This is a genomic window from Clostridium sp. UBA3061 (assembly GCF_002367465.1).
GTDB classification, from domain to species: domain Bacteria; phylum Bacillota; class Clostridia; order Clostridiales; family Clostridiaceae; genus Clostridium_J; species Clostridium_J sulfidigenes.
The window spans coordinates 1-22,501 of sequence record NZ_DFCF01000001.1 but is presented as its reverse complement, the minus strand read 5'-3'; the positions used below and the strand labels follow the sequence as shown (position 1 = coordinate 22,501).

The 22,501-nt window shown below is 29.4% G+C and carries 32 protein-coding genes; 26 read left to right on the top strand and 6 right to left on the bottom strand.

Annotation, left to right across the window (positions count from 1 at the left end):
• Positions 1–41 precede the first annotated feature (41 nt).
• Complete coding sequence (locus B2P65_RS00160; protein ID WP_346879384.1) at positions 42–845, top strand: RelA/SpoT domain-containing protein; 804 nt, start codon at positions 42–44, stop codon at positions 843–845.
• Between the two features lie 231 nt (positions 846–1,076).
• Here B2P65_RS00160 and B2P65_RS00155 read toward each other — a convergent pair whose 3' ends face one another.
• The gene (locus B2P65_RS00155) at positions 1,077–1,421 is read right to left on the bottom strand and encodes a hypothetical protein (RefSeq protein WP_346878893.1); all 345 of its coding nucleotides are present in this window, start codon (positions 1,419–1,421) and stop codon (positions 1,077–1,079) included.
• A 483-nt stretch (positions 1,422–1,904) separates the two neighbouring features.
• On the opposite strand from B2P65_RS00155, the gene B2P65_RS00150 reads away from it, so the two are divergent.
• From B2P65_RS00150 to B2P65_RS00065, 18 genes are all read left to right on the top strand, one after another.
• A complete protein-coding gene (locus B2P65_RS00150; protein WP_346878976.1) occupies positions 1,905–2,066 on the top strand; it encodes a hypothetical protein in 162 nt (53 codons plus the stop codon).
• 246 nt (positions 2,067–2,312) lie between these two features.
• Positions 2,313–2,714, top strand: coding sequence for a sigma-70 family RNA polymerase sigma factor (locus B2P65_RS00145; protein WP_346846783.1), 402 nt, complete (start codon positions 2,313–2,315; stop codon positions 2,712–2,714).
• A gap of 80 nt (positions 2,715–2,794) precedes the next feature.
• The gene (locus B2P65_RS00140; RefSeq protein WP_346879383.1) at positions 2,795–4,288 is read left to right on the top strand and encodes a virulence-associated E family protein; all 1,494 of its coding nucleotides are present in this window, start codon (positions 2,795–2,797) and stop codon (positions 4,286–4,288) included.
• Positions 4,289–4,474: 186 nt separating this feature from the next.
• Positions 4,475–4,837 carry a sigma-70 family RNA polymerase sigma factor gene (locus tag B2P65_RS00135; RefSeq protein WP_346879382.1) on the top strand — a complete coding sequence of 121 codons (363 nt, stop codon included), beginning with the start codon at positions 4,475–4,477 and terminating at the stop codon, positions 4,835–4,837.
• Between the two features lie 158 nt (positions 4,838–4,995).
• Positions 4,996–5,295: a hypothetical protein gene (locus tag B2P65_RS00130; protein ID WP_346879381.1), complete on the top strand. Its 300-nt coding sequence runs from the start codon at positions 4,996–4,998 to the stop codon at positions 5,293–5,295.
• Between the two features lie 184 nt (positions 5,296–5,479).
• Positions 5,480–5,962 (top strand): GNAT family N-acetyltransferase, encoded by a 483-nt coding sequence (locus tag B2P65_RS00125; RefSeq protein ID WP_346846787.1) that lies wholly within the window; start codon positions 5,480–5,482, stop codon positions 5,960–5,962.
• 105 nt (positions 5,963–6,067) lie between these two features.
• Positions 6,068–6,511 carry a GNAT family N-acetyltransferase gene (locus B2P65_RS00120; protein ID WP_346879380.1) on the top strand — a complete coding sequence of 148 codons (444 nt, stop codon included), beginning with the start codon at positions 6,068–6,070 and terminating at the stop codon, positions 6,509–6,511.
• 18 nt (positions 6,512–6,529) lie between these two features.
• Entirely contained in the window at positions 6,530–6,787 is a 258-nt protein-coding gene (locus B2P65_RS00115) for a hypothetical protein (RefSeq protein WP_346879379.1), read from the top strand.
• Between the two features lie 122 nt (positions 6,788–6,909).
• A complete protein-coding gene (locus B2P65_RS00110) occupies positions 6,910–7,389 on the top strand; it encodes an NUDIX domain-containing protein (RefSeq protein WP_346879378.1) in 480 nt (159 codons plus the stop codon).
• A 108-nt stretch (positions 7,390–7,497) separates the two neighbouring features.
• Positions 7,498–7,917, top strand: a complete 420-nt coding sequence (locus tag B2P65_RS00105) for a GNAT family N-acetyltransferase (protein WP_346879377.1) — start codon at positions 7,498–7,500, stop codon at positions 7,915–7,917.
• A gap of 174 nt (positions 7,918–8,091) precedes the next feature.
• Positions 8,092–8,337, top strand: coding sequence for a hypothetical protein (locus B2P65_RS00100; protein ID WP_346846792.1), 246 nt, complete (start codon positions 8,092–8,094; stop codon positions 8,335–8,337).
• Between the two features lie 193 nt (positions 8,338–8,530).
• Positions 8,531–9,487, top strand: a complete 957-nt coding sequence (locus tag B2P65_RS00095) for a hypothetical protein (protein WP_346879376.1) — start codon at positions 8,531–8,533, stop codon at positions 9,485–9,487.
• 19 nt (positions 9,488–9,506) lie between these two features.
• Complete coding sequence (locus tag B2P65_RS00090) at positions 9,507–10,217, top strand: HAD family hydrolase (RefSeq protein ID WP_346879375.1); 711 nt, start codon at positions 9,507–9,509, stop codon at positions 10,215–10,217.
• A 141-nt stretch (positions 10,218–10,358) separates the two neighbouring features.
• Positions 10,359–10,805 (top strand): GNAT family N-acetyltransferase, encoded by a 447-nt coding sequence (locus tag B2P65_RS00085; RefSeq protein WP_346879374.1) that lies wholly within the window; start codon positions 10,359–10,361, stop codon positions 10,803–10,805.
• Between the two features lie 282 nt (positions 10,806–11,087).
• A complete protein-coding gene (locus B2P65_RS00080; RefSeq protein ID WP_346876791.1) occupies positions 11,088–11,723 on the top strand; it encodes a class I SAM-dependent methyltransferase in 636 nt (211 codons plus the stop codon).
• A 229-nt stretch (positions 11,724–11,952) separates the two neighbouring features.
• Positions 11,953–12,279 (top strand): hypothetical protein, encoded by a 327-nt coding sequence (locus B2P65_RS00075; protein WP_346876790.1) that lies wholly within the window; start codon positions 11,953–11,955, stop codon positions 12,277–12,279.
• A 220-nt stretch (positions 12,280–12,499) separates the two neighbouring features.
• The gene (locus B2P65_RS00070) at positions 12,500–12,958 is read left to right on the top strand and encodes a GNAT family N-acetyltransferase (RefSeq protein WP_346879373.1); all 459 of its coding nucleotides are present in this window, start codon (positions 12,500–12,502) and stop codon (positions 12,956–12,958) included.
• Complete coding sequence (locus tag B2P65_RS00065; protein ID WP_346879372.1) at positions 12,955–13,107, top strand: hypothetical protein; 153 nt, start codon at positions 12,955–12,957, stop codon at positions 13,105–13,107. Before B2P65_RS00070 ends, B2P65_RS00065 begins: the two co-directional genes overlap by 4 nt.
• 92 nt (positions 13,108–13,199) lie before the next feature.
• Here the strand turns inward: B2P65_RS00065 and B2P65_RS00060 are convergent, their stop codons facing one another.
• A complete protein-coding gene (locus B2P65_RS00060) occupies positions 13,200–13,529 on the bottom strand; it encodes a hypothetical protein (RefSeq protein ID WP_346879371.1) in 330 nt (109 codons plus the stop codon).
• A gap of 204 nt (positions 13,530–13,733) precedes the next feature.
• Here B2P65_RS00060 and B2P65_RS00055 point away from each other — a divergent pair, with 204 nt between their 5' ends.
• The 3 genes from B2P65_RS00055 (at position 13,734) to B2P65_RS00045 (ending at position 17,019) form a co-directional block, all read left to right on the top strand.
• Positions 13,734–14,204 carry an NUDIX domain-containing protein gene (locus B2P65_RS00055; RefSeq protein ID WP_346879370.1) on the top strand — a complete coding sequence of 157 codons (471 nt, stop codon included), beginning with the start codon at positions 13,734–13,736 and terminating at the stop codon, positions 14,202–14,204.
• A gap of 211 nt (positions 14,205–14,415) precedes the next feature.
• Entirely contained in the window at positions 14,416–16,320 is a 1,905-nt protein-coding gene (locus B2P65_RS00050; RefSeq protein WP_346879369.1) for a S41 family peptidase, read from the top strand.
• Between the two features lie 219 nt (positions 16,321–16,539).
• Positions 16,540–17,019 (top strand): GNAT family N-acetyltransferase, encoded by a 480-nt coding sequence (locus B2P65_RS00045; protein WP_346846805.1) that lies wholly within the window; start codon positions 16,540–16,542, stop codon positions 17,017–17,019.
• A gap of 217 nt (positions 17,020–17,236) precedes the next feature.
• Here the strand turns inward: B2P65_RS00045 and B2P65_RS00040 are convergent, their stop codons facing one another.
• Positions 17,237–17,503: a hypothetical protein gene (locus B2P65_RS00040; RefSeq protein WP_346879368.1), complete on the bottom strand. Its 267-nt coding sequence runs from the start codon at positions 17,501–17,503 to the stop codon at positions 17,237–17,239.
• Positions 17,504–18,167: 664 nt separating this feature from the next.
• Here B2P65_RS00040 and B2P65_RS00035 point away from each other — a divergent pair.
• From B2P65_RS00035 to B2P65_RS00020, 4 genes are all read left to right on the top strand, one after another.
• The gene (locus B2P65_RS00035; protein WP_346879367.1) at positions 18,168–18,620 is read left to right on the top strand and encodes an NUDIX hydrolase; all 453 of its coding nucleotides are present in this window, start codon (positions 18,168–18,170) and stop codon (positions 18,618–18,620) included.
• 235 nt (positions 18,621–18,855) lie between these two features.
• Complete coding sequence (locus tag B2P65_RS00030) at positions 18,856–19,395, top strand: GrpB family protein (protein WP_346879366.1); 540 nt, start codon at positions 18,856–18,858, stop codon at positions 19,393–19,395.
• A gap of 105 nt (positions 19,396–19,500) precedes the next feature.
• On the top strand, positions 19,501–20,163 hold the full coding sequence (locus B2P65_RS00025) for a Type 1 glutamine amidotransferase-like domain-containing protein (RefSeq protein WP_346846810.1): 663 nt from the start codon (positions 19,501–19,503) through the stop codon (positions 20,161–20,163).
• Between the two features lie 127 nt (positions 20,164–20,290).
• On the top strand, positions 20,291–20,791 hold the full coding sequence (locus B2P65_RS00020; protein WP_346846811.1) for a GNAT family N-acetyltransferase: 501 nt from the start codon (positions 20,291–20,293) through the stop codon (positions 20,789–20,791).
• 404 nt (positions 20,792–21,195) lie between these two features.
• On the opposite strand, the gene B2P65_RS00015 is transcribed toward B2P65_RS00020, so the two are convergent.
• From B2P65_RS00015 to B2P65_RS00005, 3 genes are all read right to left on the bottom strand, one after another.
• Positions 21,196–21,477 (bottom strand): hypothetical protein, encoded by a 282-nt coding sequence (locus tag B2P65_RS00015; protein WP_346879365.1) that lies wholly within the window; start codon positions 21,475–21,477, stop codon positions 21,196–21,198.
• 14 nt (positions 21,478–21,491) lie between these two features.
• On the bottom strand, positions 21,492–21,680 hold the full coding sequence (locus B2P65_RS00010) for a hypothetical protein (protein ID WP_346879364.1): 189 nt from the start codon (positions 21,678–21,680) through the stop codon (positions 21,492–21,494).
• Between the two features lie 131 nt (positions 21,681–21,811).
• Positions 21,812–22,501: CPBP family intramembrane glutamic endopeptidase (locus B2P65_RS00005; RefSeq protein ID WP_346879363.1), on the bottom strand; the 690-nt coding region annotated here is incomplete at its 5' end.

Sequence of the window (22,501 nt, the reverse complement as noted above, 5' to 3'; positions counted from 1 at the left end):
TATTATGGACAAAATAAGTAAAACTGAAGGTGGCAAGATTTATGATTTTAGATAAAGAAACTTTTTTAAGTAAATATCATCTTAAGAATGAAGAGATTATAAAGAGTGGAATAGTTTGGGACACTTTAGAAGAAATATATATGGATTTCAATATGTATAAAGAGACTTATGAGACACAAGCAGAATTTATAGCAAATACACTTAGGGCACATAAGAAAATACATACGGTAAAATCTAGAGTAAAGGATTCTGAAAGGCTTATTGAAAAGATTATTAGAAAGACAGAGGATAGAAAATCAAAGTATGGAGAGGATTTTCAATTTTCTGTTTCTAACTATAAAGAAGAGATAAATGATTTGATAGGTATTAGAGCCATACATATATTCAAGGATGACTGGGAAGATATACATAATTATATTCTGGGAACTTGGAAGGTTGTTGAGATAACTGCTAATGTTCGAGAAGGCGATGATACAAAAATATTTGAAGAATTAAATATACAAATTAATTCTAGAAAATCAGGATACCGTTCTGTCCATTATCTTATAGAATTTTTCCCAACTAATCAAAAGGTTATAGCCGAAATTCAAGTAAGAACTATATTTGAAGAAGGCTATGGAGAGATTGACCATCAACTTAGATATTCTCACAAAGAGATTCCAGAGGTCTTAAAATTAAATCTTTTGCTATTTAACCGTATAGCAGGAAGTTCCGATGAGATGGCATCCTTTATAAATATGCTAAGTAAAAACTTGATGGAAATGGAACAAAAGTATGAAAAGATAATAGATCTTAAGGATAAAGAGATAGAGGATTTAAAAAGACAGGTAACGATAAATAAATAAATGTTACTAACACTAATAATTGTCAGGTAGTATGTCCTATAACGATTAATGGATTAAATTATTTATTGTATCAAAATTAAGGCATGGGACCATCTTATGATCTCCATGCCTTTAAAATAATTCTTATAGAGATATATTTTCATTAAATTATTTATACTCACAAACTTCTAATCTCTACATCCATTAAGGCATCTGAAAATAAATAATAAGTGAAAGTTGATTTTAATATGCTTATTTTTTATCTTTCCTAACCACAATTACAGTTAATACAAAAATGATAAAACTCACAATGGATATGACTAAAAGTGCCGTAAACCAAGTATTGTGCCCTAATGCATTATTATCTGCCAATACCCCTTGAAACATTAAACCTGCAGCCATTGCTAATCCACAAAAAATATCAATAACCAAATCAAATCTTTGAATTAACTTGCCAACTGAATTATCTTTCTGTAAATTCTTTCTAATATGTAGGGATTTATAAAAATTCAAAACTATAATTATAAACAATACTACATAGGCGGAAAATACAAATCTAAAATGAGACATAACATCATTTAAAGGCTCCACTACCATTCTATAACCTCCTAAAAGAATAAAATTAAAATATTATATACTTTAATTTTATTGTAACTATCCAGTTACTCCTACTAATTGTAAAATATATACACGTATATAGCAACATATTTGAAAAACACTTTTATGGATAAAAACAATAAATTTTCAAAATAATTCAAATGATTCCTTGACCTTCCCTTAAAAATGTCATATAATGTAACTATACTTTTATGGAATTCAGGTTAATGATAAAAGTATTTGGTAGAAAAGACATAAATAAAAGGATATGTTAGGTTATATTAAGGGGAAATGTAGGTAAACAGAGTTCTTTGCTTCTCTGAAGGTTAGAAATCGTTATCCAGGGACGTACCAGCTCTTAACTCCAACTCTAAAAAAGGTGGAGTACTAGAGCTGGTAGTCATCGGATAAATGATATATTATCTATATTATGATTAAGTAATTTAAAGGGGAAATTAGTATAGAGAGGGGGATTAGATGTAATTGATTCAGGTGAGATGCCCAATTTGCAATAATAGATTATTCGATGTGGAAAATAGCTACGTTGGAATTATAGAGATAAAGTGTAATAAGTGTAGAAAACTTCTGGGGGTAAAAAATAATATTAAATTAAGAAAAATAGAATTTTCATATACAATGAGTTAAGATATAGGTTAAAGTATAATAAAACATACCGAGCAATGGAGTGATTAACTACCGAATAGCCGGATGGTTGCTAAATTAGCAGTCATCGGCTATTTTTTTATTTTAACAGAATTTAATCCATCTAGGGTTAGTTTTTAAAGCCTTTCACTGTGGAAGGCTTTTTTTATCCCTTTATAAGCATCTCCACCTAGGCTTTGAATAGCTTCATAAAAGTTTCAAAATAATTTGAAGCTAGGAGAGATGAATATGAAAATTAAGTATGAATTTATTACAGGTGAAGTTCAGAAGGTAGATATCCCTGATGAGCTTATTAAAGTTGTCATGGAGATAGAAAGGCAGGTTCATAATAATAATCGCAAGGAGAGACGTAAACACAATTCTCTTGAGGAAATGGAGGAGCATGGTTTTCAATTTAGATCTAATGATATTGAAGTTATTGAGAATGTAGAAGAAATATTAATTAATGAGAGTCTTTATAAAGCACTAGGTAAATTATCTTTCGATGAGAGAAAGTTAATTTACCTAGTGTTTTTTCAAAGGAAAACCATTGTGTCCATTGCCAAAGAGAGAGGGGTTAGTGAGGGAAATATAAGAAGGATTCTTAAGCTCATATATAAGGAAATAATAATCCTTTTAAAAAAACTTTAAGAAATTTTCAAAAATAGCTACGAATTAATTGCTACGAAGGCTTTATATATAGAGGGTATTTTTTTGAAGGAGGTTTATTTATGGATATTAATATTAATGTGAACTTTAATTGCAGGGAACTTATCAAGGTTTTAACATTGTCAGCTAAGTTTTTTAAAGCTTTGGATGAGAAGGAGTCTGAGGCTTTAGGTGCTGACGGTGAATTACCTAAGGAGAAGGAAGAGGGACTGATTTGGAAGTTAGAGGATGTTAAGGGGGAAAGTGAGGAAAAAGATGCTAAGAAAGAAAAGGCATCTGAGAATTTTAAGGAGCCAATAACTAAGGAAGAAAATCTAAAGGGTAAAATAGCTTTAAATGAATTTTCCCATAGAACTATGATTAAGGGTAATCTACCCTGGCATAGGTTTCTTAATAAAAAAGAAGGGGATCAGTGGAAGGACAGTGACGATTCATCTTTAAGGCATTATATAGAAAAGGTTTATAGGATAACTAGTCCCATGAAGATTAATGATGGTCTTTTAATTGTAGAGGAGAAAAATAAGTTTCATCCCATTAGAGATTACTTTAATTCCTTAGTGTGGGATGGAGTTAAAAGAGTGGACAACCTATTTATAGATTATCTAGGAGCTAGTGATACTAAATATAACAGAATGGTTACAAGAAAAGCTTTAGTTGCTGGAGTGGCTAGGATTTTTAATCCAGGAGTGAAGTTTGATTATATGCTGGTTTTAGTTGGAAAACAAGGGGTAGGTAAGAGTCATATTTTAAGCCTTCTAGGGCAAAACTGGTACTCTGATTCCTTTAACACAGTGCAAGGGAAAGAAGCCTATGAACAACTTCAAGATGCTTGGATTATAGAGATGGCAGAGCTTACTGCTGCAAAAAAAGCAGAGACAGAGGCAGTAAAACACTTTATATCTAAGAGGGAAGATATCTATAGAGTTGCCTATGGAAAGAGGGTTACAAAGTTTCCAAGGCAGTGTGTATTCTTTGGCACCACCAATGAAATGGACTTCTTAAAGGATAAAACAGGGAATAGAAGATTTTGGCCTGTAATGGTAGAGAAACATAGAATTAAAAAGGATTTATGGAGAGATGATATAAAGGCTGAAATCCACCAGATTTGGGCAGAAGCTGTGGAGCTTTGGAAGATGGGAGAAGGGTTATACTTAGAGCTAGAACTAGAAAAGCAAGCAGTTAAAATCCAAGAGAAGCATACAGAGAGAAGTTCCATAGAGGGATTGATTCATGAATACCTTGAAATGCCTCTTCCTGAAAATTGGGAGGACCTTGATGTGGCAGCTAGAAGAAGTTATATTCATGGAACTAACTTTAAGGAAAATATAATACCCACTAAAAAAAGAGATAAAATATGTGCCATGGATATATGGGTGGAGCTATTACAAGGAGATCCTAAGTACATGAAACCTATGAATTCTAGAGAAATTAATGATGTGCTCCGTGTCCTTGAGGATTGGGAACCCTATGACATGGGCACAGGAAAGCTGAGATTTGGTAAAAATTATGGATGTCAAAGAGCCTTTATAAGAAAGAATAATTATGAAAACACTTAAAAGCTGTATCCTTGATTCCAAAGACACAGGGAAAGACACAGTTAAGGACACGCCTCAAACCTAGTAATAATAAGGGCTAACTCCCTATGTATCTATTATGTCCATGATATTCTATTAGAGCATATTTATAATATAAATAATATATATATATACTATATATGTATATATAGGGGAAAAAATGGACACATGGACACAGGAGGAAATAGCCTAAGAGAAAGGATTTTTGTTATGGATAATTATGCTAAAATTCAAGAATTGGTGACAAAGGCAAAAGCAGGGGAGGATACTGCCCTTGAAGAGCTAATAAAAAATTTCAAGGCTTTTATATCTAGCCAAGCTGTGGCTATAAGTGTAAAGGGCTATGACATAGATGACCTAATTCAAGTGGGTATTATTGCCCTATGCAAAGCAGTCCATGGCTATGATATAACCAAAGGTCACTTCCCCTGCCATGCAACTATAGCTATAAAAAACAACTTTGAAGGTCTAATTTACATGGGCAGAAACACTGATGGGAAGAATTCTGTTAGCAAGCTTCAGAGAAACTAAAAACTCTATTTATAAGGTTTTACTGAATGTATATAGAAATTTAAATTTAAGTTAATACCATTGGTCTTACAATATGGTAAAATTGTAAATTATAATAGATTATTGCAGCGTGCTATATAAGCACCTTGCATTACCATGGAATATCTAGGAGGTTCAGTATGAAATTAAAGTTAAATATTTACTCATTCATTTTATCATTGGTATGTGTAATATTATTCTTTTTATCAATAGAATCAAATAAGGTAATTAACTTTACAATGGATCTATTGCAAGTGCATCCATTAGTTATAGTTATGATACTTTCTATAATCACACTATTACTAGGGCTACTTGGATTTTCGGCAGCCATCAGCTGGTTTCAATTATTTAGAGGAGTCTTTACAGTAGCCATAACCATTATAATGACAGGATTTATAATTTTTATCTTAACTGTTGGTAGGGTAGTTTCATTTACTTAAACTAAAAAGTGGTTGCTTCTAGAAAAAAGTAGCCACTTAATTTTATGACCTTTTCTTTAATTGGATGCTTTTTGTACATAAACATACACTTTATAGAAATTATGTTACAATAAGTTTATAATATAAGTGAATAATTGTAGGAAAAACGTGTCAAAGTACTAAACAATAAGAAGGAGAAGTTATAATGAATAATAAGATTTTGTATCAAAAGATATATACTGATGACTATAAAGAATTAACAAAAATCATGACTTCTGCATTTAATGAAGATACATCAATGCACACGGATATAAAAGAGGATGGACCTAAAGGATATAATGATGGCAGTTTGATTAAATGGCTCAATGAGCACACAGATTTTGAAAGTTATAAAGTTATTTATGAAGGAAATACAGTTGGTGCTTACACAGTTGGAATTAAGCCCAATAATGAATATAGTTTGGAAATGCTCTTTATTGATCCAAATTACAGAGGACATCATCTTGGAACTATAGTTTGGAATGACATAGAGCAAAAATATATAAATGCTAAGATATGGACAGTTGAAACGCCGGATTATTCAATAAGAAACCATAGATTTTATACTAAAAAATGTGGATTTACATTTTTAAAGGAAAACATATATAATGATGAATGCAAATCTTTTGTTTTTAAGAAGGAAAAATAATATTATAAACAGATTGAATTAAGATAAGAAAGAAGATTAATCAAGTAATTCATTGGTTAAGATGCATGAATTTAAATGTTTTGAATTTGGGGGATAAGTAATTATATGAATAATATATATTTTAAAAATATAGATAATACTAATGAAAATATTGTTAGGAAAATAAAATTAAAGTCATACCAAGAGAAATTTATTGAAACTGTAGATAAATGCTTAGAAGAAGCAAGAACTTGTAGTCAATGGAATCCTGTAGCTATATATCATAAGGAGGCAGTAATTGGATTTGCAATGTACGGATCCTTTGGGCCTAATAAAGATACTTGGATTGATAGAATAATGATAGATGAAAGATACCAGGGAAAAGGATTTGGAAGAATTGCAATGACCAACCTTATTGATATAGTTTCGAAAAAATATGATGTTAATACTATCTACTTAAGTATAGTTGAGCAAAATACATTAGCTTATAGTTTATATAAAAGCATTGGATTTGAGTATATAAATGAAAAGGATGTTAATGGAGAACTTATATTTAAGTATACAATTTAAAATAATTGTTTAAGCAAGGTGGAGTCAGAGAGTTTTTATGTTTATGATATTGACGATGTAGTATGCGAGATTTGCCCAACTAAATTTCTAATTGTATCAGCAACAGAAGATAAATACTCGAAAGATGCAATGGATATCTATAAAAAGGCAGAAAAGGAATATATAAAATGTAATGCAGGGCAACAAATTAGTATTAAACAATATGAAGGTGGTCATGCACTTACATCAGAAAGATTTAATTATATAGTTGACTGGATTATTGAGGCTGCAAAATAAATATAGAAGTTTAATTAATTCGTAATCTTCTATAATTAAGAAATTATATTAATAAGTTTCGCATAGGGGTATAAGAAAGTGAACTTAAAGTCTAAAAGAAACTTAAATGAGGTGTTTTAGATATGTTAAGGAATATGACTACAATTTATATTATATTTAAAAATAAAATGTTACTGCTTTATAGAGTTGGTTCAAGAGTTGTGCAACCTTCTTGGTGTGGTATAGGTGGTCATTTTGAAAAAGGCGAACTAAATAATCCAAAGGCATGTGTTTTAAGGGAACTGTTTGAAGAAACAGGTATTACAGAAAACGATATTGGAACTGTAGATTTAAAATATGTTACACTTCGTATGAAGAATAATGAGATTAGGCAAAACTATTACTATTTCACTGAACTACAAAACACTGAAATAGACATTAATGAATGTGATGAAGGCATATTGGAGTGGGTTAATATGGATGAAGTTTTAGATAGAGAAATGCCTTTTACTGCTAAAGAATGTTTAAGGCATTATTTGTCTATAGGTAAAGATAATAATAAGTTGTATGCAGGAATTGCAAGTGAAAATGGTGTTGATTTTATTGAATTAAAGGAATTTTGATGGTTGTCATTTTCTTAAAACGGAAAATAAGAAATTATTAGTGAGTGGTAGAAATTAATTCTCCACATAAAGTAGCTAGTTCAAATATATATGAAATGGAGAATAAAAATGAATATAAAATATAAAGAAAATGGAACGTTTGAATTAAAACAATTGATAGAATTATATAAAAATGTTGGGTGGACAGTATATTCAGATAAACCTGATAAACTATTTAAGGCAGTAAAAAATTCCTTATTCAATATTGGAGCTTTTGATGGGGAAGAGTTGATTGGATTAATTAGGGTTGTTGGTGATGATGCTTCTATTATCTATATACAAGATATCTTAGTAAAAGAAGAGTATCAAAGACAAGGCATAGGAAATTATCTTTTACAATCAGTATTAGATAAATATAAGCATATTAGACAAATTGTACTGATGACTGATAATACAGAAAAAACTAAAGCCTTTTATAAGAAAAATGGTATGTCCACATCATGTGAACTTGAAGGCATTGCATTTGTTAAATACAATTTTGAGGCATAGATTGATCAGGTTTTAATGGCTTTGATTAAAAATCAAAGCTGTTTATTTTAAAGCATCTCTATATAGAGGTGCTTTTATACATTTTATTGAAATTGTGTTATAATAAGTATATGAATAAGAATGTGAAGGAATAATTATAAATTGTTACGCACTACCATATAAGGGGGTATATATTTGAGAGATATATTAAGAGAATTTCCCGTTATTCTAGAACTACTTTCTTTGATTCCTTATTGTATAATACTTTGGGGATATATAAAGCATATAAAGATATCTAAAAAACTAAAGAGGCATGATGATACAGAAATAGTTAGTAAGGAAACGCTAGAAGAACTTAAGGTAGCAAATAGATTAATTATAATTGGATTTATTACAGTAATAGTTTTGAGAATAATTGGGGTATTAATTTACATTGAATAATTTGAAAACTTATTAATGGTTTAATTTTAGCTTATTTTAGTTCATTATAAAATTCAAACTCTACTAACAAGACTTCTTTTGCTTTAGAGGAATTTATGGTATTTTATAGAATATGTTACCATAAAGCGATGGTTGTGCAAAAAGCATATATACAAGTGCATTTAAGCAACGAAGCTAAAAGGAGGATTGAAGCATGCTAAAAGTGGAGGAACTTCTAAATTTCGATTTAGACCCGATACCTAGATATCTTTTAATGCGTGATGTGTTAAAGCTAGATAGTAAAAATGAAGAACTAATAATTGCTAAAAACATGGTCATCCAAACAAAATGGGTTAAGGATATTATACAACTTCAATGGGAAGATGGGTCATGGGGACAGTTTCATAGTATGAGCCAATCTTCTCAATCATCAATTACCACAGAACAAGCATTAAGAAGATTATTAATATTAGGCCTGGATAAGAATGATGAAGTGATTCAGAGAGCGATTATTTATATGGAGAAATATTTAAATGGAGAATTGACTTTAAGAGACCGTGAGGAGAAAAAACATGACTGGTTTATGTTGACAAGATTGTTTGTAGCAACATGGATATTAATATTTGATTCAACTAATGATTTAGCTAGAGGAATAGCTAAAGATTGGTCAAGAATTATTACCCACGCATTTTTAGAAGATGGATATAACCATAATGCTTATAAAGAAGCATATTATGATATTCACAAATCATCTAAAGAAAAGTATCTGTGGGGATTTGAAAACTTTTATGTTGTGTCTATACTTAATGGAATGTTGTCTAGTCCTATTGAATCGAAATTTTTAGATTATATAATGGAATCACAAAATGGCATATATTATATTTATGATAGATGCTCCAAAATACCTCCAAGTAGCTTTTGCTCAAAAATTGCAAGCAGATATATAAATGTACATGAGTTATTAAGTAATTATACAAGTGCTAAACCGAAGCTTCAATATTTTGTTGAGTGGGTAAATGACAATATATCAGAAGATGGATTTTGGGATATGGGACAATTGGTTAAGGATAATATTCAATTTCCTTTATCTAATTCATGGAGAGACCATGTTAATAGAAAGATTGACTGTACGGTTAGGATACAAAAAATATTATCAAGGCTAGATAAATAATAATTTGTGGAGGGGTTTTATGGCTAAAGTTAGAGCTATTGTCTTTGATTTATTTGACACATTGCTTCATGATATTAAATTTGATTTTAATTCGGGTTTATCTTATCTATATAAAAATATTTTATCAAAAGACACTGTTAAAGCTGAATTTCTAGATTATGCAGCTACATATTGGAAAGAACTTTATGATAAAAGAAGCGAGGATAATTCAGAACTGGCATTTGAAGATGAACTTTTAGATTTTAAAAATAAATATGGTTTTAAAGTGAATTATCCCCTAGAAGAAATTTTATTTAATTGTGCACTTGAAATAAATACTACTGAATTGTTTAATGACACTATTTCTACCTTAGAGCAACTTAAGTTATTAGGAATCCCAGTATATTTATTAAGTAATTCCATATTTAAAGAGAATGTAATGAAAAGATTCATTAACCAATATGATTTAGAAAAATATTTTGCTAATATACATTTCAGTGCGGATTATAAGATAAGGAAGCCCCATAAAGATTTATTTAAAATTGTATTTGATGATATTAAAAAGTATGATACTACCATCGAAATGGAACAAGTTTACTTCATTGGAGATAACTTTGAAGCTGATGTTCTAGGGGCTGAAAAATTTGGTTTTACACCTGTTTTTATAAACCGTAAACATGATACTCATATTAATAACAAAAATTTTATTGAGATTAATTCCCTAAATGAATTATTAGAGATAATTAGATAAAAATAGGCATGTTAGACAAATTGTAGGATGACTGATAATGATATATAAGCAAGAGTGAATAATGCTTTAATGAGAATGTCAAAAAATATGGATTTACTAGATAAAAAGATAACTAATTATATTGTATATGAGGGTGATTGTATGAACTATAAAATTGTGAAAATAGATGCACGGAATTATTCATTATTTGATGATATGATATATTGGAGAATGAACGGTAGTGAAAGATTACCATTGAAAGAAGCAATTAAGCAAAGTATTATAAATGAATTGTCAAATCCTAATTTGTTTATATATGTGGTTGAAGTGGAAAGACGATATGTTGGTTGGATTTCATTAATTTATATGCCTAAAGTTGGTAAATATAATGGTTTTGGACATGTTTATGTTGATGAATTATGGATTCATCCTTCATATCGCAGAAATGGGTTTGCCTATGAATTAATGAAAAAAGCAGAGATATTAAGGCAAGAAAAGAATGCTACAGGCATTAGGCTATACGTAGATGTTGATAACATTAGTGCAAAAAAATTATATGAACAATGTGATTTTAGTGTTTCATGTTCAGCATACTTAATGGAAAAGTAGTTGCAATTATAAATTGCATTAAGTTGAAAGTTTCTTAAATTAGGTAATAAAATTAATAAATAATAAGCAATTGAATAAAAACCTATATGATATCGTAATTAAATCCATAAATATTGATAGGTCTAAAAGATATAATTCAATGGTTGATTTTTATATTGAATGGAACAAATCATTAAGGACATTATAAACACAATCTTATATAACATAAGACTAAGTAAAGGTTATTTATATAATATTTCATCATAAATTATAATTCAATAAAAAGAAACTAGGAGGTTTGTCATGACACAGAAGAAATATTGGAATACAGTCGCAGAAAACAAAGAATTTACAACACCTTTTCACTTTGAAGAGTTTGCTAAGTTTGTTAATAAGGAAGGTATTATTCTAGATGTGGGTTGTGGTTATGGAAGAACATTAGAACAGCTAAATTTAGAAGGGTACAGCAATTTAATAGGAATTGACTTCTCAGAGAAAATGATACAACGAGGCAATGTAAAATATCCTCATTTAGATTTGAGGGTAATGCAAGGAGATAATATTGAATTAGATAGTGAAAGTTGTGATGCGGTTATTTTATTTGCAGTGCTAACGTGTATTGTTAACGATAAAGAACAGGCAGCATTGCTAAAAGAAATAGAGCGTGTTTTGAAACCTAATGGGATTCTGTATATTAATGATTTCTTACTAAACACAGATGAACGCAATATAGAACGTTATAAGTTATTTCAAGATAAATACCAAAAATATGGTGTATTTGAATTACCTGAAGGTGCTATAGTTAGGCATCACGATATAAAATGGATTGATCAATGTTTGCAGCCATTTGATAAATTGATTTTAAATCAGGTGGTATATACAACTATGAATGGAAATAAATCAAACGGTTATTATTACTTAGGTAGAAAAAGAGGATAATCATAAAGCTAACGATAATAATTATTAGTTAGGATAATTGACACTCTTTTCATTTTGAATTTTTTCATAAGTTGTTTAGTTAATACCTAAGCCTTGCCTTCTTCTTAATTTGTCCACCTTATAGAGTACATTTTATATTGCTCCTATTTTATAGTGCAAAATGATATAAGTGAATAATTGTATATTATTATTAATAATACATAAAATATCACTGAGAGGTGGATATTATATGAAAAAATTTATTATGATCTTACTAATTTTAGTAACTATTATATTTGGTACATCTATTACAACTTATGCATCTTCACGAAATATGTATAAAGAGGGTTTTTATAAAGTATCGGATTTTAATCATTCAAAAGATGGTTCTTATCATGTTCAAAATATATCAGCATATAGTATTTCTGTTATTGTTTTTAATGAAAATAATATTAAAACACAAGTCTTATATCTAGAACCTAAATCACCAAGACATTATTTAGTTTCTCTTAAATCTGAATATAAAATCGTAATAGTTGGTGACGGTGAAGTACATATTGATGCAGGTATAAAATAATTAGATCTTATATTTTTTAACTAGTTATTATAAAATAAGTATACTTATCATTAAATGGCTTTGATTTGAAATCAAAGCTATTTATTTTAGAGCATCTCTATATAGAGGTGCTTATTTGCATACATTTTATTGTACTAATGTTATAATAGGTATTATATTTATGATTGCAAATGAAAAAATTTAGGAAATTGTGTTCAAATTAATTTTAGGGGGGGATTTAATGTATCAATATTATAAAGGATTGATTATTAGAGAAGGTGCAGATGGGATTAAGGGGGATATCATTAAAAAAATGTACAATGAAGTTGGTTGGATGTCTGCAAATCAACCATTATGGCTAGATGAAAAGTATGAAATCTGCTTTAAAAATTCATCATGGGTTTTCACTGTCTGGGATAAGGAAGAGATGATAGCTATGGTAAGGGTTGTATCAGATAGAGTCATGACAGCAACAATCCAAGATCTGGCTGTGAAAGAAGAATATCGTGGAAAAGGCATAGGTAAAAAACTTGTGGGCTTGTGCTTAGAAAAGTTACCCCATGGAAATTGGTGGGTGCATACTACTCCAGAAAATTATGATTTCTATAAGAAATGTAGATTTGAGATTCCTCAAATATCTGATAGTTCATCAATGATATATATGGGATATATTAAGGCTAAATTAGAAGGACATAGATGAGGATGTGGAAGATAGTGTTAGGAAATAAGGGGAATACTAGAAGCAATGTTATAATTAAAGGTACTATAGTGATCTTGATTCTTAGTCTTGTAGTTACCATTGTAATTACTAGAAGAGTTATGCTTACAAATGAAAAAAATATATTATAACTCTTCAGCATTCAGCATAGTTTACTGCATATTAATAACTGAATAATATACTTGGAGCAAATAATAAATGATTATTACAATAAAAGGACACCCTATTGTGTCCCTTTATCAATAAATATTTGACCATTACCAACTATAACAATTCTATATTCAGGCTTAAGAGGAATTAAATTATACTTAGCAGACTTAGGTTCAAGACGAATAGATTGTATTATAACTTGATTTTCATCATAAAGAGTAAGAAAAACACTATCGTTTGCTGAAACATTTTGAACTAGATAAGATTCATTTGGGGATATATTGAAATCAGTCGCCTTATAAACACCCTCTGTAAATATATTTTCAGCAAATACACGTGTAGAAGTAAAAGTACTTAATACCAATGTAATTAAAATTAACAATATAACAGTAAACTTTTTCATAGCACAACCTCCTTTCACCTTTAGTTTGTGTAATGGAGCTAATAATATGCAAATTTGTGATTTAGGAGAATAAATTAACCAGTGTAAATAAATTGTAATTTATTTAAATTATGTTATGATAAGTATTATAATTATGATTGTAAATGAATAATTGTGTTATATTGCATAACATTGTAGATTTTAAATATTGGAGGATGGAACAATATGATTGAAGCAAAATTTTATTATAAAAATGAAAATGCTCCAAAACCTAATAAGCCAAACCATATAGGTGCCTGTGCAATTATTAAGTCTAATAATAAAATATTATTAGAAAAAAGAGTAGATAGTAACCGTTGGGCGCTAATAGGCGGAGGTTTGAATATTGATGAAAGTTTAGAAGAAGGAATAATTAGAGAAATTAATGAAGAAACAGGAATTATAATATCAGAAGAGTCTTTGGGTTTTTGGAAAATGTTTTCAGACCCATCAAGAATCGCTGCATATCCAGATGGAAATATTGTTAGAATAATATCTGCTGCTTATATAGTAAATTTAACAGAGAATCATGAATTGATATGCAGTGACGAATCGGAAGAATTAAAGTATTTTACTTACCAAGAGTTAGAAAAATTAAATATTGCTGAAACACATAGACATATAATTAAAGAGTATTTTTCATCAATGATAAGTTAATTGTTGCTTTTTTAAAGTGATCATATTTCAAATCACCTAACAAAAATTATAATATATTCCAAAAATGGTTTTCACATTAGTTACTATGTGATATAGTGTTTTTATGGTCTATTTATAATATTATAGACAATATTGTATATATTTGTACTTTATCAAAGATAAAATCTTATTGAAAAAGATTTTTAAGTACTAAAGAATGTAGGTGGAAAGTATGAAAAAAAGAGAAGTTAAAATCAATGTATTTAGTAAAAAAGTAGTAATTAGTTTTATACTTATAGTTATGGTTCTAACATTTGTATCTTGTACTAGTTCAGATAAAACTGAAGAAATGAATCTTAAAAGATCCCAAGATACAGAGTTTGCATCAGATAGTGGAGTTAGAATAGAAAAATTAAGTGAAGTTCAACAGAAGAATTTGCATACTTTAGCAAAGGTCTGGGGATTTGCTAAGTATCGTCATCCAGAGATTACAGCAGGGAATATTAATTGGGATGCAGAATTATTTAGAGTTATGCCAAAGGTGCTTGAGGCAACTACCAAGGAAGAAGCTGGAGATATCATGGCTACATGGTTAAACCAGTTTCCATTTCAGGTTAATACACTTAGTAAAGAACAGGAAGATCTATATCGTCAAGTAAAAGAGAAAGCATACTTAGATGTAGAATATTCATGGATAAAGAATAGACAAGTCCTTGGGAATAACCTTGCTGACTATCTTGAAAATTTATCAAAGGTAAAAGTAACTGATAATGACAATGGATATGCTGTTTTTGAAGAAGGGGATATTGTTAATGTATCTTCAGATTCTTTTATGGACAATTCTATTAACTATGAAGACACAGGAATGAGACTGCTAGGGCTGTTTCGTTATTGGAATATTATAGAATATTTCTATCCATATAAAAATCTCATGGATGAAGATTGGGATCAAGTACTTTATGACAAGATTCCTGAGTTAGCACTTCAAAGTGATAAGGAATCATATGTATTATCTATTGCAAATCTTACCACATATATTCATGACTCTCATGGAGGTTTTAATGATAACTTTAAGGTGTTACCACAACACTTTGGAGCATACAAAGCAGAAGCATCAATATTTAATATAGATGGTCAGATTGTCATTGCTGGCAGGGAAGATAAATCACCTTTAAAGGTCGGGGATATTGTGGTAGCTATTGATGGAACTTCTATAGAAAAAATAATAGAGGAGTGCAACAAATATATATCAGTATCAGATAAAAATCGTTTTACAAATGCTTTTGACTATTACCTTTTGCGTTCTACAAAAGAAATAGCTGAAATAGAGGTAATAAGAAATGGTGAAAAGCTAAGCTTGAATGTTCCATGCTATTATAATGGTGATTATGATGTAAAAAAACTGGGGCAAGATGAGAAAAGTGGCTTCATGGTAGACAAGAAAATAGGCTATCTTAATATAAGTACACTTGAAAGTGGAGATTTAGATAAATTAATGAAAAAATTTAAAGGGACAGAAGGGTTGATTATTGATGTGCGATACGATAATGCAAAAATGAGTGAATATATAAAATTTATTAATTATCCTATAGGGGAATATATAAAACCTGAAGTTTCTGAATATCAACAATTTTATTCAAGTAATAGTTTCGAACCAGGGAAATTTATCAAATCAACCAGTAATAGTTCAGGAAGAGGATTCATAGCGGAACAATTGGACAAAGGTATAGATTCAACTACATTTAGCAAAATATTTGATAACGGCATTATTAGAACCTCATTAGGAAAAGTAAAAGATAGATATCAGTATAATGGGAAGGTAATAATACTGATGAATGAATGTACACAAAGCGTCTTGGAGACAATGGTTATGTCTTTTATGGATGCACCAAATGCAACGGTAATAGGAACTCCTTCTGCAGGAGCTAATGGTAATATTATGGACATTACACTTCCAGGGTGTATACAGACATCTATATCAGGGCTAGCAGTAACATATATGGATGGAAGCCAGACACAAAGAATAGGTCTTAAACCTGACATAACTGTAAAACAAACTGTGAAAGGAATTGCAGAGGGTAAGGATGAGGTTATAGAAAAAGCAATAGAGTTAATCACGAAACCAGAGAGTAAATAGCAATAGTGTAAAATAAGTAAGAACATGTGAAATAATATTATGATAAATTCTATTTTGTGGCTTCAAAAGTTGCTAAGTATATATAATTATGATTGTAAATCAGAAATTGTAAAATGTTGTGAAGTAATTAAATATGACACCTTGTGGTGGATGTGGTGAATTTATTCATGAAAGTATCATATTGTAATGTAAATGGAAAATTTTCTAGAGGTGTACGAAATGAATTTGAGATTGGCAGGTCTTACAGAGCTATATGCAAAAGAAGTTTGCGATTGGAAATATGACGATATATATTCTATATATAATTATCCAGGATGGGATAAAGTATCTAATGAAAAATGGGGGATTACAATAGAAGAAAAGAGAAAGAGTGAATTTAATGCTGTGATTGATGATTGCAATTGCTTATGTGGATACATAAGGTTACTGGATAAAAATGAGTGTGTTTTTATTGGAATTGGTTTAAAACCATCTCTATGTGGACAAGGATTAGGAAAGGTCTTAATGGAAATAGTAAAAGAACAATGCAAGAAGATATATACAGATAAAAAGATTGCTTTAGAAGTTCGGTCTTTCAATGAAAGGGCGATTAAATGTTATAAAAGTGCAGGGTTTAATGTAGTAGATACTTATAGGAAAGATACGCCCCTTGGTTATGGAGAATTTGTTAGAATGGAATTTTATGAGCACTCTTCTTAATAGAATTCCTAATAAAGACTATTGTAGTTTATAGAATTTTATTTTACAATCAGCCTTAGGAAAGTACAATATTGAGGCATAAAGTGACTAGATATTTAAATTTTAATTTATATTAGGGGTAAAAAACAAATGGAAGATTGCTCTTCCATTTGTTTTTATATTTCATTTTACATATTGTCTTTCATATCTGGATATTGTCTATAAATATATATTTACTTCAATTAAACTTCTTATTACAATATGGACATTGATATACCAAATCAATATCACTATCTTTGTCAAATTTCATTGGTAACCTGTAATTACAATAAGGACATTTCCAAAACAAAAGAGATAATACTATAAATACTGGCAATAAACTTATACCAATAATTGTAAATAAGATAAAAGGAAAAAAACATCCTATAAAGCATAGAGGAACAGATAAAAATAAGCAGGCCAAAGAAATTCTACGAATTTTTAGTAAATTTTCTATCTTATTCATGATACACCTCCCAATATATATTAAAGTTAATCAATCTGATCTATTATCTTCTTGTATTTCCTTTTTTCATCTTTCCATAGATTCCTCATGTTCTTTCTTTTGAGTTGAATTTTCTCCTTCTGCATTAAATATAATCTTTGTTCTCTTTTTCATCTACTTACTCTCCTCATAATTAATATCATAACTCAAATTAGAAAAAAATACTAAAAAATCAATTTATGGATTAATTATACTATGAATAGTTTACTACAAAATAATGAAAAATAAAATAATTTTAACTTTACCGTAGAGGATATATTAACTTTAACTTTTTTGCCCTTAATGAAGACTAAAAGGAATAAGGGGAATATAACCATTGAAAGTATTGAGTTAGCATAAAAAATGCCAGAAGGATTTGAAGTTCAAAAGAATCTTGAGGATTATGCTTATAGAATATGAGAAGCGATATTAAGACGAATAGTATAAGCATAATATTGAATTTAATGGCTTTGATTAAAAATCAGAGCCATTTATTTTAGAGCATCTCTTTATGGAGGTGCTTTTTTCATATACATACATTTTATTGTAATCGTGCTATAATAAATATTATATTTATGGTTGTAAATGAAAAAATGTAATTTATTATTCGTTAAATACAAATAAATGTAAAAGGGAAGTGTATATTATGAGAGCGTCTATACAGGTATTAGTAATACCATATAAATTAGTTAATGAAATCCCATTATATTGTATTTTTAAGAGAAACAATGGAGATTATTGGCAATTTATTGCTGGCGGAGCTGAAGACGATGAAACTCCTTTAGAGGCTGCAAAGAGAGAATCATTTGAAGAGTCTGGTATAGAAAGTTTAAATAAATTTTATCAATTAGTATCTACATTTTATGTGCCTGCTAACTGCATATCAGAGAAATGTAGACAATATTGGGATAAGAATGTATTTGTAATACCTGAATATTGTTTTGCAGTTAATATTAACAATAACCATATAGAATTATCATTAGAACATACTGAATATTTCTGGGGGACATATCAAGAGATTTTTAAAAAGTTATATTGGGAAAGTAATAAAGTTGCACTATTTGAACTAAATAGTAGAATTGAAACAAACTTATTTTAGATTAATCAATTTACAAATTCAATATATTGTCTATAAGTTATGTAAGATATTAAAATTTAAAAACTATACCCTTACCTAGTTTAAAATACATATAGGTATATACTTAACTATCTAATATAGGTAAAAATGCATATAGAGACCTATTTAAATATAAAAACATGAACCAGTTTAACTATAGATATATTTAACTATTAAACTAGAATATTTAGTGCATCTCTTTAAGGAGGTTAAATAAATGATTGGATTAGCAAGGGGAACCGTTAAGATTGTTCCATATAGCTTTAATTGGAAAGAGATTTATAAGGAAGAAGAAAAACTATTGTATCATTTGTTAGGCAAAACTGCTATAGACATACAACATGTAGGAAGTACATCAATAGAAGGACTTGATTCAAAACCAATTATAGATATTGCTGTAGGAGTTAAATCATTGGATGATGTAGATAAGCATAGAAACTTATTAGAAGCAAATGGATATCAATTTAGAGATAATGCAGGGATTGAAGGTCGTGTAATGTTTGCTAAAGGAAGGGAAGATTTAAGAACTCATTATTTGCATATAGAAATAATTAACGGAGAATTGTGGAAAAATCATATCTATTTTCGTGATTATCTTAGACTAAATAAGGAAGCCGTTGATGAATATTCAAGGCTAAAGAAGAATTTAGCTGCAAAGTATACTAATGATAGAGGTTCATATACAAATGCAAAGAATGAATTTATTAATTCTATATTAAAAAAGGCAAAAGAAGAAGTGGATTTACAGGCTCTTTAGTAAGGAATGCATAATGGAATTCATGTTTGTAGCAGAAAATAAAAATAGTTATATTAAATTGTGAAGCATTATGAATTTTAAAAAGTTTCATTGAGGGGGAGTATTATGAATATTTTATTAGATGGATTAGATTTTAACGAATCATGGGCATATAAAACATTAAAGAATATAATTAGACCTGAGTACAAAATTTGTGTGATTCCTTTTGCTTTTCATGAGGATTGGATAAAAAATGAGGCTGAGTGGGAAAAATCCTATAATAAAATAAGTGGTGAGCATTACAAAAATATAGCTGCTCCATTTTACACTTATGGAATAGAGGATAATAATATAACATTGATTAATTACTTTACAGACAATTCAGAAAGTGCTAAAGCAAAAATTAATTCAGCGGATATAGTTTTTTTTACAGGTGGATTCCCAGATAAAATAATGAGTAGGCTATCGGAGTTAGGATTGATTAATACCGTAGAACAGCATAGTGGAATAATAATGGGATGGAGTGCTGGTGCTATGATGCAATGCTCGCAGTATTATATTTCTCCAGATAAAGATTATCCAGAGTTTATTTATGAAAAAGGACTAAGATGTATAGACAATTTTGCAGTTGAAGTACACTATAAAAATACTGATTCACAAAATAAAAGTATTGAAAAATATATAAGAGAAAATGGAAAGATGGTATATACTACACAACAACAAAGTGCAATAATTGTTGACGGTTATAACCTATCATTGTTAGGAAATGCAAAAGTTTATCAAAAATAACTTTAATATTAAATTTTCAATAAGAAGGAACTGTAGTATAGAGGAAAGATTGCCAGATTACTTGAGGATTATGCAATAAAAGCAAAAAGGTCTGCACCTATAAATGAAATATAAAAGAGGTATTAGAATGTTATATGAAATTAGATTAGCAGAGGAAGATGATATAAGGATAATAGTTGAGTTACTAAATAAAGTAACGTTAAACTTACATCAAAAAAGTATTAATCAATGGACATATCCTTGGGATATTGAAGAAATAAACATAGACGTAAAAAATAAAAACATCTATATGATGACAATAGACAAGCTAATAGTTGGAACATTTTCTATAAAAGACATGGATGTTAATGCTGTACTTCACATCAACAAACCCAATAATTTATATCTTTACAGAATAGCAATATTACCAGGGTATCAAGGAAAAGATATAGGACTTAAAATTGTTAATTATGCCTTTAAGATTTCAAGAAATTTAAGAAAAACACTATATTTAGACTGTTGGGCTGGAAATGTAAAATTAAAAAACTATTATTCTAAAGCGGGATTTGATTATTGCGGAGATTTTCAAGAAAAAGATTATATGATTAGTGTTTTTAAATATACATTTCCATTAAACAATTTACAATAAGTGTATTGATCAATTCTATTTTAGTATTCTGGCGCGAGAATATTATAATAATTATAAGTAAGGTTAATACATCACCCCGGATATTTTTGGTCAACAGCACTTGAAACTGGAGATATAATTAAAGTATTAAATAACAACAATGAATACGAATTAAATAAAGTGGTAACTTCTGTAAGATTAATAGAATCTATAGAATAATAGAAAAACTATATTAAATGGTTAACTCAATATTTGCTGATTTTTCATAAAATAATAAATTGGATTTTAATTATATTGCGAACTAAAAATACCGTATATTCAGTTTTGAATAGTACGGTATTTTCATAAAATATTTGATTTTATTTTTAGTGAGCTATTTATATCTTTTACAGCTTTACATTTCAATTACTTCACTGTAACTTTCATTACAAGTTGGAGGTTGATTTTAATTTAATGGGTATAAACGCTTCCATTTGTGCCCATCCTTGTGCTTTTATAATCTCTGGTGGTGTAATAATATGTCCCATACCATAATGATTTTGACGGATATCCAGTTCGAAAATATCAGAATTCTTAATATATTCCAAGGCTTGATTATATAACTTACCACGTGTTTCTTCATCTCCATCTTCGAAGAAATAAGTTACATAGTACCCGCCTTCAAAATCAACAATTTCGTTACTGCCATCATCCATATCATCACTCAATGCCCACCACCATACTAGGCCTTGTTTTTCTTCATCAAAACATAAAAGTCTCTGGGCATAAAACTATCTCGTTCACATAGATTAATTGCAGAAAAATACTTATTGAACTTTCCTAAAATACCGTCAGGGGAAAAGTTAAATTCTTTATCTATCCCAGATGATGCTGCTTTGAATGGTGGCAATGATATTATCCTAAAATCCATAAAAATACCTCCCGTTATTTTTTATCAACTGATTTAAACACGCTTACTTTGACCATATTATAACATATTTCCCAACACCGTACTATTCAATTTTCAAAGAAAAGTTTGTATAAGGATGCAGGGTTGTACTATTACACTATACTTTTGTTGTACATCACAACAGTTACAATTGAAACAACAATAATCATAGTATTTGCCACAACAGTTCCTAACCAAGTCATAGTCATGGTGCCAAAGATGGGGGATGCTGCATTAAACATGGTATGGAATAATACACACATAAACACACAGCCTTTTCCTGATATTTTGTAGATTGCTCCATTAAAAAAACGAAACGCCATGAGTTGAACTGCAAACATCCAAAAGTTAATGAGTCCCTCTCCATGATTAGTCCCCGGAATAAAAAAGAGAGGAATATGCCAAAAAATCCAAACTATACCTGTAAAAATGGAAGAAAAAACAAAGCCATATTCTTTGTCAAGCTCAGGCTGCAATATGTACATCCAGCCAGCTTCTTCCAAGCCACCGATAATAAGCCCCCCAGGTAGAGAAAGGAAGAACGTATAAAATGGGAGCACCATTTCCGTACGGCCTGAAACTGCAATATGTATCAAAAAATACAGTGCAAGCCCTGCAACAACGAACAAATAGAGGAAAATTTTATTTTTAAAATAAAAAACAGTTTTCAACCATTCCTTAAAATCCGCTATTTTGTTATTCTTCTTCAGAACGATATATGAAGCAATAGCGGGTGACAAAATATAGATTGCAAAAGGAATGTTCATCACGAATTGCTGTAACGAGTGAACCCAATTGTAAAC